Origin of the sequence: Larkinella fluvii, from assembly GCF_051857545.1 — a bacterium.
GTDB lineage: Bacteria > Bacteroidota > Bacteroidia > Cytophagales > Spirosomataceae > Larkinella.
In genome coordinates, this window is sequence record NZ_JBPZHB010000003.1 from 405543 (window position 1) to 419662 (window position 14120).

11 protein-coding genes are annotated in these 14120 nt (G+C 49.7%); 8 read left to right on the forward strand and 3 right to left on the reverse strand.

Annotated elements, in window-relative coordinates; translation table 11 throughout:
- The first annotated feature begins 48 nt into the window (after positions 1 to 48).
- The 4 genes from ACS5NO_RS09100 to rdgB all read left to right on the forward strand — a co-directional run bounded on the left by ACS5NO_RS09100 (position 49) and on the right by rdgB (position 3825).
- Positions 49 to 1065, forward strand: coding sequence for a DHH family phosphoesterase (locus ACS5NO_RS09100; RefSeq protein ID WP_439414847.1), 1017 nt, complete (start codon positions 49 to 51; stop codon positions 1063 to 1065).
- A gap of 192 nt (positions 1066 to 1257) precedes the next feature.
- A complete protein-coding gene (locus ACS5NO_RS09105) occupies positions 1258 to 2172 on the forward strand; it encodes an FKBP-type peptidyl-prolyl cis-trans isomerase (RefSeq protein WP_439414848.1) in 915 nt (304 codons plus the stop codon).
- A 111-nt stretch (positions 2173 to 2283) separates the two neighbouring features.
- The gene (locus tag ACS5NO_RS09110) at positions 2284 to 3174 is read left to right on the forward strand and encodes an FKBP-type peptidyl-prolyl cis-trans isomerase (protein WP_439414849.1); all 891 of its coding nucleotides are present in this window, start codon (positions 2284 to 2286) and stop codon (positions 3172 to 3174) included.
- A 63-nt stretch (positions 3175 to 3237) separates the two neighbouring features.
- Positions 3238 to 3825, forward strand: coding sequence for an RdgB/HAM1 family non-canonical purine NTP pyrophosphatase (gene rdgB, locus ACS5NO_RS09115; protein ID WP_439414850.1), 588 nt, complete (start codon positions 3238 to 3240; stop codon positions 3823 to 3825).
- 157 nt (positions 3826 to 3982) lie between these two features.
- Here rdgB and ACS5NO_RS09120 read toward each other — a convergent pair whose 3' ends face one another.
- The 3 genes from ACS5NO_RS09120 to ACS5NO_RS09130 form a co-directional block, all read right to left on the reverse strand.
- Positions 3983 to 6091: a peptidylprolyl isomerase gene (locus ACS5NO_RS09120; protein ID WP_439414851.1), complete on the reverse strand. Its 2109-nt coding sequence runs from the start codon at positions 6089 to 6091 to the stop codon at positions 3983 to 3985.
- An 850-nt stretch (positions 6092 to 6941) separates the two neighbouring features.
- A complete protein-coding gene (locus ACS5NO_RS09125) occupies positions 6942 to 7808 on the reverse strand; it encodes an alpha/beta hydrolase (protein ID WP_439414852.1) in 867 nt (288 codons plus the stop codon).
- A 169-nt stretch (positions 7809 to 7977) separates the two neighbouring features.
- Positions 7978 to 8529 (reverse strand): DUF4142 domain-containing protein, encoded by a 552-nt coding sequence (locus ACS5NO_RS09130; RefSeq protein ID WP_138990069.1) that lies wholly within the window; start codon positions 8527 to 8529, stop codon positions 7978 to 7980.
- A gap of 556 nt (positions 8530 to 9085) precedes the next feature.
- Here ACS5NO_RS09130 and ACS5NO_RS09135 point away from each other — a divergent pair.
- From ACS5NO_RS09135 to ACS5NO_RS09150, 4 genes are all read left to right on the forward strand, one after another.
- A complete protein-coding gene (locus ACS5NO_RS09135; protein WP_138990068.1) occupies positions 9086 to 9538 on the forward strand; it encodes a hypothetical protein in 453 nt (150 codons plus the stop codon).
- Between the two features lie 79 nt (positions 9539 to 9617).
- On the forward strand, positions 9618 to 10139 hold the full coding sequence (locus tag ACS5NO_RS09140; RefSeq protein ID WP_439414853.1) for a DUF1684 domain-containing protein: 522 nt from the start codon (positions 9618 to 9620) through the stop codon (positions 10137 to 10139).
- Between the two features lie 186 nt (positions 10140 to 10325).
- Positions 10326 to 12176: a DUF3857 domain-containing protein gene (locus tag ACS5NO_RS09145; RefSeq protein ID WP_439414854.1), complete on the forward strand. Its 1851-nt coding sequence runs from the start codon at positions 10326 to 10328 to the stop codon at positions 12174 to 12176.
- Positions 12177 to 12213: 37 nt separating this feature from the next.
- Complete coding sequence (locus tag ACS5NO_RS09150) at positions 12214 to 14070, forward strand: DUF3857 domain-containing transglutaminase family protein (protein WP_439414855.1); 1857 nt, start codon at positions 12214 to 12216, stop codon at positions 14068 to 14070.
- Positions 14071 to 14120: the final 50 nt, after the last annotated feature.

Consider the following 14120-nt stretch of genomic DNA (forward strand, 5'->3'; position numbering starts at 1 on the left):
GTAATTTTGCGAATTGATACCTGCCCGTTCACCCGGGGTAATTCATAAATGCAAGACTTCGACGCTATCCGTACGCTGATTGACCAGCCCCAGACGGTGCTGATTACCACCCACCTAAACCCCGATGCCGATGCCATGGGCTCGTCGCTGGGCCTGGCGGGTTATCTGAAAAAACGGAACCACCATGTTACGGTGATCACACCGACCGATTATCCCGAAAACCTGTACTGGTTGAGCGGTAACGACGACGTGCTGGTATTTGACGAAAAGAAACGGGTCGAAATCAGTCAACTGTTCGAACAGGCCGACGTTATTTTTTGCCTGGATTTCTCAGCGCTCAACCGCATTCGGGATCTGGAACCAATGGTGCGGCAGTCGCGCGCCAAAAAGGTGATGATCGATCATCACCTGGAACCGGAGTCATTTGCCGATTTTGCCTATTGGGATACCAAAGCCGCAGCAACCGCTCAGCTTGTGTTTCAACTGATCGACCGGTTTGGCGATAAAAAACTCGTCGATGTGGGGATGGCCGAATGCCTTTATGCCGGTATTATGACCGATACGGGCTCGTTCCGGCACGCCAGCACCACGGGTGACGTGCATCGGGTGGTTGCCGAATTAATCGATATCGGCATTGAAGTGAGTCCCATCCACCGCCGGATTTACGACAACGTTTCGCTCGACAAACTGCGGTTTACGGGTTATGCGTTATCAGAAAAGCTGGTGGTTTTGCCGGAATACCGGTTTGCCTACATCACCATTACCGATGCGGAACTGAAGCGGTTCCGGTCGAAAATGGGCGATACGGAAGGTCTGGTGAATCAGGCGCTGGCGGTCGAAGGCGTCATTATGGCGGCCATTCTGATCGATCGGGGAGACGAGGTGAAAATGTCGTTCCGGTCGGTGGGTGATTTTTCGGTGCGTGACCTGGCCAGCCAGCATTTCAGCGGGGGCGGACATAAAAATGCCGCCGGTGGCCGGACAACGCTGACGCTCAAGGAAACAGAACAAAAACTACTGAGTGTATTGCCCGCGTATCAGGAGCAATTGCTGGAGTCGGTTTGAGATAGGTTCACGGTTTTCCGTATTCGGTTTACGGTGGCTGGCGTGAGAATACGAATGCGTCAGCCACCGTAAACCGAATACGGAAAACCGTGAACCATATACTATTTTTGTCAACTAAACCAAGTTCCGTTTGTGGTGTGTAGTTAACCACAAATTCTAAAACCAAACTACGAACTACAAACACTAAATTTCATGACTATCAAAACCGTTAGTAAACTCTCTCTGCTGGTCGTGGTACTGGCTTCCTGCGACAACAACCGGGTGCAAGTAACCGAAACCGGCTTGAAGTACAAGTTTCACGAAGATGTTGAAGATACGCGTAAAGCGAAAGTCGGCGACGTGATGACCTTTAATTTAACGGTCAAAAACAGTAAGGATTCGACGCTGGGCAGCAGCTATCAGAACGGGGCGCCCGTGAAACAGCCGTTGCAGGCATCGACATTCAAAGGCAGCCTCGAAGAAGGGCTTGCTCTGTTGAGCAAAGGCGACAGTGCTACCATTTATGTCAGCGCCGATTCGATTGCCGGCCGGTCGCAGCAACCCCTGCCGCCGTTTATTCCCAAAGGCTCCGACATTGCCTATACCATCAAAGTGATTGATATCCAGTCGATGGAAGAATTCCAGAAAGCGCAAGTATCGCTTCGGGAAAAGCAGAAAGGCACCGACGACAAAACCATTGCCGATTACGTAGCCAAGAACAAACTGGCCGGGCAGAAAACCGCATCCGGTTTGTATGTCGTCATTACGCAACCGGGAACGGGCGCAAACCCGGGCTCGGGTGACGTCGTGAAAGTAAAATACACCGGGAAACTGATGAACGGAAAAGTGTTCGACAGCTCCGACAAAAATCCGCAGACGCAGGCCGGTATTGACTTTCCGCTGGGTCAGGGTGCCGTTATTCCGGGCTGGGATGAAGGGGTTCGTCAATTGAAAAAAGGAGGCAAAGGAACGTTGATTATTCCGTCGGGCCTGGCCTACGGCATAGAAGGCGCACCGGGTGCCATTCCGCCAAACTCCGTGATCATGTTCGATGTGGAACTGATCGATATTAAAAAAGGAGCCGCCCCGACCCCGCAGATGCCCCAAATGCCGCAGGGCGGACGGTAATCAATACCCGAAATCTGTGAACGAACCCGATACCAGATTCGTATCGGGTTCGTTGTTTATTAATAGAAGTTGAGTAAAAGCGTATTTAGATACACGAATGAGATGGCAGGAATGAAAAATTGGCTGAAATGGAGCGTTGCTGTTTCGCTGATTGGGCTATTGATCGCACAGGTGGGCTGTGCACCGGATCCGGGCGAAGCGCTGAACGATCGCAAACGACGCGAAAACGAGGAGGAAATTAAGGCTTATATTACTCAAGAAAACCTCCCGGCCGCTAAGGATGATGCAACCGGTTTGTACCTTGCTAAGACGAAATCCGTACCGACCGGCCAGACTCCGGTAGTGGGCGACGAAGTTCGTTTCTACTTTGTACAGCGCCGTCTGGATGGTGTTATTGTCGACAGTTCCGAAACCTTCGCCAAAAAGCCGAGTACGGTCACGATTGGAGCACCTTTGCAGGGAACGATTACGGCCCGGCTTTATAACGGCTTGCAGTTGCTGAAAGAAGGCGAAGAAGGCATCGTATTGGCACCCTACGACCCGACCGACAACAAGAGCGGTAATTTACTCCTCCCGGCTTATACGCCCGTCCGGTACGACATTACGGTGGTCAGCGTTCGGACCGAAGAAGAACAGATTCAGGATTATCTGGTTGCCAAAGGCTTGACGGCGGCCGAAAAAACCGCTTCCGGTCTCCGGTTTCTGCTGACAAAAGCCTATCCTGATTCGGCCCTCGTGAAAGTAGGGCAATCGGTAAAAATCAAATACAAAGGTACCCTGCTGAATGGCAATCAATTCGATGCCAATGCCGATGGGGCCGATTTCAACATCGGAACAGGTGCGGTTATTGCCGCCTGGGATGAAGCCCTGGTAAAAATGCGGGAAGGTGAAAAAGCGACGATCGTTCTGCCATCTACCATTGGGTATGGGCAGTTAGGCAAGGCTCCCATTCCTCCCTATGCTTCGCTCGCATTTGATATAGAAGTCGTTAGTGCTAAATAAACAATCTTTCCAGATCAATAGGCTGCCTTGCTAAAGGCAGCCTATTTTTTTAACCCATTTTCTATGACGCTTTGTTTCGCCACCAACAACGCCAACAAACTGGCCGAAATCGCGGCTCTGCTGGGCGACCAGTTTACATTGAAAACCTTGCAGGATATTGGCTGTTTTGAAGAAATTCCCGAAACGCAGGACACCATTCCCGGCAATTCCCGCCAGAAAGCCGAACACGTCTGGGACCATTACCACGTCAATTGCTTTGCCGATGATTCGGGCCTGGAAGTGGATGCGCTGGACGGCGCACCGGGCGTCCACTCGGCCTATTATGGCGGTCACCCGCGCAGCTACGAACGCAACCTGAACTTGCTGCTGACCAACCTGAAAGACCAGACCAATCGCCGGGCGCGGTTTCGGACGGTGATCACGCTGGTCATCGATGGGCAGTATCAGTCGTTCGAGGGCGTTGCCGAAGGGCAGATTCTGACTGAGCCACGCGGCACCGGCGGGTTTGGCTACGACCCCATTTTTCAACCCGACGGTCACGATCGCACCTTTGCCGAGATGAACATGGAGGAGAAAGGCGACATCAGCCACCGGGGAAAGGCCTTTGCCAAATTGGTGGCGTTTTTGAAAGAGTTACCCCCAAACTCCTGAAGGGCAGGGTTGTTAGGTTCTGCGCTTGTTTGCCCCCCACCCCCCTAAAGGGGGAGTTTTCTCGCACTCCAAGCTCCCCCTTTAGGGGGGTGGGGGGCAAACAACAAAAAAGGCTTCCCGAACAGGAAGCCTTTTTTGTTGCTTAAGATCGATCTAATCAATAGAACTTCGCCCGGCGGTCTTTCACCTTGGCGTTTTCACGAATGGCTTCGTTGATCATAAAACCGGTGCGGCTGCTGGCGTTTTGCTGAAGCTGGGTTTTATAAACCGTGTAATCGGCTACCGTTGGGGCGGGGGTAACGGAGGTGGTTTCCACGATCAGGACACCGGCATCGCCCGCAAAAGGCTTCGACCGTTTGCCGTTTTTCAAACCGAAGATTTTACCAACGGCCACCGGATCGACACCCGCGCTTTTCAGAAAACCGTTGGCCAGGTTCAGGTCGGGGACTTCCTCGACCAGCGCACCGGCACCGTATTTTTGGGCAATTGACTCGAGGGTTCCCGACGCACTGTTCAGTTTGGCAATGATCTGTTCCGCCTTCACCTGGTTGCGAACTTTCGCGGTCAGCTCCGGACGGAAGTTGTCGATCTTCACTTCATCTTCGGACGTTTCGCCGGTCAAAACCGCCACGACATATTGATCATCCACTTCAACCGCCGAGGATACGTCGTTGACATCCGTGTCGTCGTTGAACGCCCAGCGAACCAGTTCACGGGCGTTCCCCAGCGCATTGACGCTGGTTGAGTTTTCCGGAATCCGTTCGGCGGTGGCTACCACCAGTGTTTTGTCTTTCTTCACGTTTTCGTCAAACGCTTCCTTGGTTTGGCTTTCCGTGGCAAACTGCTCTGCTTTGCGATACACTTCATCGCGGGTTGCCTGGCTCGGGGTGATGGTTTTACCGATCGTCGAAATCCGATACAACGTATTCGTTTTCGGCTCGGTTACTTTGATGATGTGGTAGCCAAATTCGGTTTCAACCAGACGCGGAATCAAACCGGTGCCATTGAAGCCGAAAATCGCATCCTGGAACGGTTTCACCATCTGGTTGTTATTTTTGAAATATCCCAGGTCACCACCCTGCTGCGACGAACCGTCGGCGCTGTTGGCTTGGGCGAGGGCTTCAAAGCTGGCCCCTCCCTGAATTTGACGCAGAATACCTTCGGCCGTGATCCGCGCTGCGGCTTTGGCCGAATCGCTTCCGGCAGCCCGAATCAGAATGTGGCTGGCCCGAACGGTGAAGTTGGTGTCCTTTTTAACGCCACCATACTTGTAAATGAAATACGTGTTCCCTTCTTTGTAAGGACCGTATACACCACCCGGAGCAAACGTGCCGACCGTGGCTTTCAATTGCTCGGGCATTTCGCCAAGCGTCATGTACAACGGAGCCTGAATGTCGGAGTTCATACGGGCATACGATGAATCGTTCGTGGCCGTTGCCAGACCACGGGCCAGCGCTTTAATCTGATCGTATAAAGCCGTACTGTCTTCTTTCGACGGCGCCACCGGGAAGGTTACATACTGAATCGTCCGGCTATTGATGCTCTTGTATTCGTCCTTGTGCTTGTCCAGGTATTCCTGCAACTGGGCATCGGTTATTTTCACCGTCGTATCCGGAACGGAGTAATACGGAACCAGCAGGAACTTGGCGTTGGCACGGGTGTTCTGGGCCTGGTATTCTTTCTGGGCTTCGGCGGTTGTGACGAACGACGATAACCGCAGTAGGTTTTCGTACTTGGTCCGGGTGCGGTCGGCGCTAAGGTTTTTCTCAAAATTGGCCCAGGCCTGTTGTTGTTCGGCGGGCAGCGTTTTGAGGCTTTTCAGGTAATTGATAACGGTATTTTTGTCGAAAGAGCCGGTTTTGGGGTCCGTAAACGTTTGCCGGATGGCGGGGCTGATGTAGTTACCCTGCACCATATCGACCAGTTCCTCGGGCGTTACCGACAGACCGAGGGCATCGTATTCTTTCTGATAGGCAATGTCTAAAATGAACTGATTCCAGGCCTGGTCGCGGAGTTGAACCTGGTCCTGTTCGGTAGCGGGGCGACCGGTTTGTTGCTCATAAGCGGCCCGGGCTTCATCGACTTTCGCATTGAATTCCGGATACGAAATCTTTTGACCGGCAATCTCACCCACAGTCTGGTCCTGTCCGCCAAACAGGCTTCCCGGACCGAGCAGATCACCTCCTACAATAAATAAAATCAAGCTGACGGCAATCACACCCACCGCAACGCCTGATTTTTCTCTGATCTTGTTAATTAAAGCCATTGTTAGTTTTACGCAGAAATTTGACCCGCAAAATAACACTTATTCTCACAGAAATACAAGGAGAAAACGGGGGCGAATAGGCTGTGTTTCAAAATTAACACGGCTTAGGCCGGTGGGTTAGACACTTCTGATTAGAGTCCTTTTTTCGTAAATCTTTTGGAACGCGGGACATGAGGGTTTTGGCCGGTGTTTGCTGACGCCGACCCGGCCGGGAATTGTTGTTGGTGTTCCATCTGGCGAATGGCGAGCAGATTTGACGCGCGTCGGTCGCTTAGGGATTGATAGTCAGACGGAAAACGAAGTCTCTTTTTGCGCTACAAGGGTTGCAAGACGAAGTCTGGGAAAGCGACACCGCGGGCTGTTTTCGGAAGCAATGCCGGCGTCCTTAAAAAGAGAAAAAAAGTGAAGGTACAGCACAGGGGAAACGGGGAATTTAGCGGATTTTGGGCTGCCATCAGTTACTTTTTTACCCCGGCCTTGAGGGTATAAACGACGGTTTTATGCAGAGATTGCCGTCGTTTATACCCTGAAATCGTTTACCAAGAATGATTTTATTCCCTCCTGAACAATAAGAGCATCCCGCCGACGTTAAGCGCGGAATGATTTGGTCAGGATTTATAAGACAGGCAGGGTTTCTACAGTGCAGGAAAAATGAAAGTGTATGAATGTCATCAAGTTACTGATGTGACTTATTTGGCCACATAATTATTCACATTGATTGATCCGTTTTCCAGCATAATTCCAGATTATAAAGGACGGTTTAAGGAAACCAGTTGGTAGAATAACGGTTTTCTTTTGAGTATTTATTACCATATGATTTTGATAATAAAGTTTACTTTTTTGCCGCAACTCAAAACTGGTGAAAAGCGGCCGAAACAAATTCTAAAACCGTCGGCAAAGACGCACGCCAATAGGTCCAGGTGTGGCCGCCATCCCGAATCCGAAATTCGTGTGGAATTTCTTTTTTACGCATGGCAATATGAACCAATGAATTTCCTTCATACAGGAAGTCGTCGTCACCGCAATCGATGTACCAGCGAACCGCTTTTTTCTGATTGTCAGGTATAGTATTGACCAGATTCAACACACTTTGGCGGTTAAAATAAGCCTGCAATTCGTCGTCCGTTGCCGTCTGGTTGGTTCGGGCCAGCCGGGTTTTGGCATCTTCGGTTGAGACTGGCCCCGTGGCTGCACTGAGCGGGCAGGCCGACGAAAACAATTCGGGGTGGTGGAGCGCGTAGGTAAAAGTACCACCGCCCCCCATCGACAGGCCGGAAATGGCCCGAAACCGCTTTTCTGCTTTGATTCGGTAGTTTTTTTCAACAAAAGGCATTAGTTCCTCGAAGAAAAAATCTTCGTAACGCCATTCCCCTTTTACATCATTTTCATATCCACGCCGGCCGGTATTGGCGTCCGGCATCACGATAATCATGGGGGTTGCTTTGCCCTCCGCAATGGTTCGGTCGGCAATGTGAAGGACCTCGCCGAATTGTACCCAACCCGTGTGGTCGTCGCCGGCACCGTGCAGCAGATACAGCACCGGGTAGGTTCGTTGCGAAGTTTCGTAGTCGGGGGGTAAATAGATGGCAAACTTCCGGTCACTCTTCAGAATTTTACTTTTTAATGACTGGTTGTCCAGTACTTTTCCGGTTTGGGCAACCACCAAAGCAGGCAAAACCATCAGGAACAGCAGCACCTGAAACGTAGTTTTTTTCATATACAGCAAGGTGTTTAGGAGTAAGTTAAAACTGTTCGTCAAAGAGCCCTTCTACTCCCGTAAAATTGCCCGGGTAGGACAGCGCCGACGAATTTCCAAGATACAACAAAGAAATAAAAAAGGAACGCAAGTCGCCCTGCGTTCCTTTTTTAACCGACTTTTTGTGGCTTTACATCGCGTCCTGAATCGCTTTGATGGCGTCATAGTGTTTTTGCAGGGTTGGAAGGGTCTTTCCTGCGAACGCTTTTACATCCGGGTCTTTGGCGTTGAAAGAAGCATCTTTAAAAAGGTCAATATCTTCCTTGTGGTCATCGACCATCAGTTTAACGTATTCTTTGTCAAATTCTGCTCCCGAGAGTTTGCTTAAATCGTCCACATGTTTCTGATGATCTTCGCTCAGGGTTGCCGGTATGGTGATGTTCTTGGAGGTCGTCAGGGTTTTTAATTCCTCATTGGCTTTGGCATGATCGGAGGCCATCATGGCACCAAATTCCTTCACTTTGGGATTCACGGCTTTCTGTTCGGCGAGCTTTCCAAGTTCCACTTCCATCATGCCCCCGCTGGCTGCTTTCACTGCAAATTCGGAATCATCTTCGGGCATATCTTTCTCGTCATTGGCTTCTTCGGCCTGTTCCGCGCTGTCCTTGTTGCTGCTACTATTACAAGCCTGGAAGGTGTACGTCCCCAATACTAACAGCAGAAATAAACTTACTTTTTTCATGATCGTTGAGCTTTATTGCGTGAGATGTTTTGTTAGACTCTGACTGTAAAACTCACGATTCCGGGTAAAGTGTTTTCAATTATCCTGAATATTATCCAAAGGGCCGGAACGGGTGACCCGGAAATACGGCATCAGCGCATTCGCTTTTTGGTTTCCTATACGGAATATGAATCCTGATTTGCGGGATAATGGCCAAAATTAGTATGGTGGGAGGTTTCGCTAATTAATGAATGATCAAGTAGTGATGAAACGATAACATAATCCATGTTGAAAAAAAGCTGCGCTTTTTAAACCGTCTTTAGAGAAATTTATTCGGCCTTTTTTCGTATTTATCCTGAAACGATCGGGTGGAACCAGTGTATTACCAGACATATATTTTGCCGGAAGAGAGACCGTTTCGTTGGGCTAATTTATCATGTGAATCGTTGATCAGCTTCTAAATGAGATTAATTATTTATTAGAGAAGCCATTTTTAATGCCAATCGATTTAAATAAAAATGAAATAAATTAAACAGAATTGAATAGCTTTGTGGGCAAACATTTTTCAACACACCCAATGAAGGTAAAACCGAACAAAATCCGTTTCTTCTCACCGGAAGACAATACGGATGAAGCACCCAAAGTAACACCGAAAGAGACTTCGTTTTCGACGTCTGTGACCAAAACCGGTCGCCTGGCTTTCCCCCAAAAACTAATGGAGGGATTGAGTATCGATCCCTCGAAACCCCACTACAAAGTGGGAACGGTTAACCGTCGCAAAGGCGTAAAAGCGTTGTATTTGATTCCAACGGAAGCCGGTGATGGTGAAGCGTTTGAATTGTCCAAAACCGGTCGTGGTTATTCCATTCCCCTGAAAGGAGTCTTCCAGAAAATCGGGCTTAATTTTCAGGATCATGAATATACATTCACGATCAAACCGTATGAGTATGGTGATGGTGTATCCGGTTTCGAACTCGTTTCTGACCAGCAAACACCACGCACAGCGGCCTCTGATGAATCGGAGGAATAAGCTTCGGATGGCCGGATTGTTGTTCGCTCTTGTAGCGAACCTTTCCGGCTTTTCTCAGTCGACGTATACCCAACAGTTGTTGGCGCATCGGGAAAATTATAAAGCCGAATTCCTGAAAGCGCCGAAGAGTCCGTTAAAAAAGGAGGATTTAAAAAATCTCCGCTTCTACGACCCCGATTCTACCTATCGGGTTGAAGCCACGGTTCAGCGAACGCCCCAGGCCGAGCCGTTTGAATTGCCTACTTATGACGGTCAGAAAAAAAGCTACGTTCCATATGCCGTCCTGACGTTCCGTATTCAGGGAAAATCGCATCACCTGACGGTTTACCGCAGCCTGCAACTGGCGCGTTTGCCCCAATACCGCGACTATTTATTTCTGCCGTTTAAAGATGCCACCAATGGCCAAAAAACCTACGGTGGCGGGCGTTACATGGACCTGCGGATGGGGGATATCAAAGACGGGAAAGTGGTGATCGATTTTAATAAAGCCTACAATCCGTCCTGTGCCTACAGCGATGGCTATGCCTGTCCGATTCCACCCAAAGACAACCATTTAGCGGTAGCGGTGGAAGCGGGGGAGAAGACGTATAAAAAACAATAGCAATTGTTTGATAATAGGTTAATTCGTAGTTTGGCGGGGTTGTTTGAGTATAAATACCGTACTTGTATGATTTTTTTTCGCCGTATTAACTACGGGTTGGCTCTAGCTTACCTTCTGGTTTCTTATTGTTCATTCGCCCAGAATAGTAGTATCACTTTTGGGCAGGTGAATTTTGATGATTTGAAAATGACGGTTTATCCTGCCGATTCGTCGGCGGAAGCCGTTGTGCTGTCAGACCTTGGTAAAGCCTCTATTACGAAGAATGATTCCCGAGGCTATTACGTATATTACGAGCGTCATGTTCGAATTAAAATTCTAAAAAAAAGTGCCTTTGACCGAGCTACGGTGACGATTCCTTTTCACCGCGTCCGCGTCGATCTTCATGAGGAAATAAGCGACATTGAAGGCATGACCCATAATCAGTTGGCGGATGGCTCCATAAAAGTGGATAAACTGGCGAAAGATGCCATTTTTGAGGAGCGCCGAACGGAAGAAAGGTACATCAAGCGCTTCACACTACCGAACGTCCGCGTAGGTTCCGTGATTGAATTCCGGTATACGCTTTCCTCCGATTTTGTGTTTGAATTGCGTGAATGGAATTTTCAGCGCGATATTCCGGTCCGCTGGAGTCAGTATGATCTGAATCTGATACCGGGATTTGAATACCGTATTCTCTTTCAGGGATACGAATCGCTGGTAATTGACAAAAACCAGCAATCGGGTAGTGACATTCAGTACCGCTGGGCGATGAAAGACCTGGTGGCGTTGCAGGAGGAAGATTTTATGGCAACACCCGATAATTACCGCGCCAAAGTCTGGTTTGAACTGATCCGAACGACTTTACCTACTCAGGTAGGCCCCCAGAACTTTGCTAAAAAGTGGGAAGACCTCGATAAGTTTCTATTATCCTATGGCCAGTTTGGGCTGGCCCTGAACCGAACCAGCTTTCTGAAAGAAATCGCTTCCGCTCTGAAGAGCCAATCGGCCGACACCCTGAAACAGATAACGGCAGCGTATCAATATATTCACCAGGTGATGACGTGGAATGGACACCGCTCTATTCTTACTAGAAACAGTCTCAAAAATGCGTTTGATGCCAAAACCGGGAACACCGCAGAACTGAATCTGATGCTGGTCGGCTTGTTGCGGGAAATGGATCTGGAAGCTTATCCGGTTATTCTAAGTACGAAACAGAATGGTACACTAAGTAAAGACTATCCGTTGCTTTCCCGGTTCGACTACGTGGTTGCCGTGGTGACCCTGGCCGGAAAAGACCTTCTGCTGGATGTGTGTGAACCGGGCCTGAGAGCGGGTGTACTCCCCGTGCGCTGCCTGAACGGTGACGGACGGCTCATCCATACCCGACAGGCTCGCTGGATACCGCTTACGCCGGTTGAAAAACGTCGGGAAACGGGGCAGTTCCTGCTGAAAATGACGAGAGAAGGTCAACTCGATGGAACGATCAGCATCACCCACACGGGTTATGCGGCCGCCGATAGTCGCCAGCGCTTGCGGAAAATGAGTCTGGAAAAGTTTAGAGAGGAATTTAAAAGCCGTAACCCTGACTGGCAGTGGAGCAAGCTGGAAGTGCAACATGCGGACTCCAGCGATCTGCCGCTGACCATCAAAGGGAACGTCACGATGTCGGAGGGCGTGAGCCGAATCGGCAACTGTTTATTTCTGCGTCCGTTACCGATTACTGACTTGATGCAAAACCCTTTTAAATCGCCCGAACGCCGGTTTCCGGTCGACATGGGAGTGCCTATCGAAAAGTCATTTGTAGCGATCTACTCGCTGCCTGAAGGCTATAGTGTAGAGGAACTACCTAAAAATGTAGCGTTAGTATTACCGGGTAATGCCGGGCGTTTTACGTTCATGACTCAGAAAGAAGGAGGTAGTTTGCAGGTTGCCAGTCGATTGGTTTTTAATAAAGCCGTTTTTAGTCCGGAGGAATATCACTCACTGCGGGAGTTTTATAACCAGGTCATTGCCAAACACGCCGAGCAGGTTGTACTGAAAAAGACAGATGAAAAATAAGCAGTTAATCGGCTTGGTAGCTTGTTGGTTAATCAGTATGGCAGCCGGGGCCGGGGAGCCTTTTTCCGTTGCAACCATTCCCGCCGGTTTGCCGACGGGGGCCGCGGTGGTCATGCGGCTTTATGAACATACATTCGAGGTCAGGACGCGTTCTGAAGCGGTTGAAACCGTCCATTATGCTGTTACCATTCTGAACGAAGGAGGAAAATCGTACACCTCTATTGAAATTCCGTATACAAAACTTTCAAAAGTAGGCAGTATCGAGGGAATCTTATACAATGCAGAAGGGAAGGTCATTCGGCGGCTAAAACGAAGCGACATCGAGGACCTGAGCTGGGTCAGTAATTTTTCATTATTTGAAGACAGCCGGATGAAATCGGCCGGTTTTACGTATGCGGATTATCCGTTTACCGTCGAATTTCGTTACGAAACCACCACGCAGAATACGATGTTGTATCCGGCCTGGTTTCCACTGAGCGATGATAAACTGGCGCTGGAGTCGGCCCAGTTTCGGATGATTGTACCGGTCGGGCAGACGTTGCGCTACAAAACATTGAATCACTTACCGACTCCCGAAGTCGTTGAGACTTCAACGGGGCGGACCTACACCTGGAAGCTGAAGCAACAAAAAATACATGAACAGGAGGTCCAGGCTCCCTATTATACCAATCGGGGGCCGGGTGTACTGACCGCACCGGATGAGTTTGAACTGGAGACCCGTAAAGGCCGTATGACTACCTGGCAGGAACTGGGCCGGTTTCACTATGAGCTGAATGAGGGCCGTGATCAACTCCCCGAATCGCTGCGGCAGCAGGTATTGGAACTCGTTGCCAATGAAACCGATGTGAAGGAGAAGATTCAGAAAATATATGGGTTTGTACAGCAACACACGCGCTATATAAGTATCCAACTGGGCATTGGCGGATGGCAAACGTTTCCGGCTTCCGTAGTGGCCGAGAAGGGCTACGGCGACTGCAAAGCATTGACGAACTATACGTATGCGTTGCTAAAAACAGTGGGTATTCCGTCCTTTCGGGCATTGGTGTCGGCAGGCCAGCATTCGGCGGATGTGTTACCTGATTTTCCCGCGTCGCGGTTCAACCACATGTTTTTGTGCGTTCCCCTGGCGAAGGATACCCTTTGGCTGGAATGCACGGATCAACACGCCCCAGCCGGCTATGTTGGTAGTTTTACCGACAACCGGCATGCGTTGGTTTTGACGCCGGATGGTGGAAAACTGGTTCGGACTCCGGTTTACCTCCCGGTCCATAACCGACAAAACCGCTCGGCAACCATACGACTGGATGCGTTAGGAAAGGCGACTGCCGATGTCAGGACGATATATACCGGTATTCAGTCAGAGTCGGTCGAATCCGTCATGCGTGCTGCCAACCCGGACGATCAGCGGCAGTGGCTCTATCGGCAGTTTGGAATACCGAATTTTACGATTTTGTCTTTTTCGTTTCAGGAAGACAAAAGTGCATTGCCAACCTTTATTGAACGGATGGTTATTGAATTGCCTAATTGCGCTACGCGCAGTGGAAACCGTCTATTTTTTGTTCCTAACCAGTTACCATCGGCTCAAACTCTCCCCATTCAAACCGATCACCGAACGGCGGAGTTGCGGCTTGCTACCGGTTACATCGATACCGACACGGTAATTTGTCAGCTACCGGCCGGTCTTGGCGTTGAGTATGTGTTCGAGCCCATTCAGCTCACATCGCGTTTCGGGAGTTATCAGGCATCCGTGAAGGTGGAAGGAAATACCGTGAAATACATTCGCAGGCTGGTTGTTGAAGCCGGTCTGTATGCGCCGGAAACCTATTCCGACTATGTCGATTTTCGCCGGAAAATTGCAAAAGCCGACCGGATGCAGATTTTATTAAAGAATTAAGAGTGAAGAGTTAAGAATTAAGAGTGAAGAGTTAAGAGTTGTGTATGCGT

Coding starts and splice junctions, on each gene's coding strand:
- ACS5NO_RS09150 (WP_439414855.1), top strand. CDS start 12,214: ATGGCAGCCGGGGCCGGGGAGCCTTTTTCCGTTGCAACCATTCCCGCC.
- ACS5NO_RS09130 (WP_138990069.1), bottom strand. CDS start 8,529: ATGAAAAAAGTAAGTTTATTTCTGCTGTTAGTATTGGGGACGTACACC.
- rdgB (WP_439414850.1), top strand. CDS start 3,238: ATGACGCTTTGTTTCGCCACCAACAACGCCAACAAACTGGCCGAAATC.
- ACS5NO_RS09110 (WP_439414849.1), top strand. CDS start 2,284: ATGAAAAATTGGCTGAAATGGAGCGTTGCTGTTTCGCTGATTGGGCTA.
- ACS5NO_RS09105 (WP_439414848.1), top strand. CDS start 1,258: ATGACTATCAAAACCGTTAGTAAACTCTCTCTGCTGGTCGTGGTACTG.
- ACS5NO_RS09125 (WP_439414852.1), bottom strand. CDS start 7,808: ATGAAAAAAACTACGTTTCAGGTGCTGCTGTTCCTGATGGTTTTGCCT.
- ACS5NO_RS09100 (WP_439414847.1), top strand. CDS start 49: ATGCAAGACTTCGACGCTATCCGTACGCTGATTGACCAGCCCCAGACG.
- ACS5NO_RS09145 (WP_439414854.1), top strand. CDS start 10,326: ATGACGGTTTATCCTGCCGATTCGTCGGCGGAAGCCGTTGTGCTGTCA.
- ACS5NO_RS09120 (WP_439414851.1), bottom strand. CDS start 6,091: ATGGCTTTAATTAACAAGATCAGAGAAAAATCAGGCGTTGCGGTGGGT.
- ACS5NO_RS09135 (WP_138990068.1), top strand. CDS start 9,086: ATGAAGGTAAAACCGAACAAAATCCGTTTCTTCTCACCGGAAGACAAT.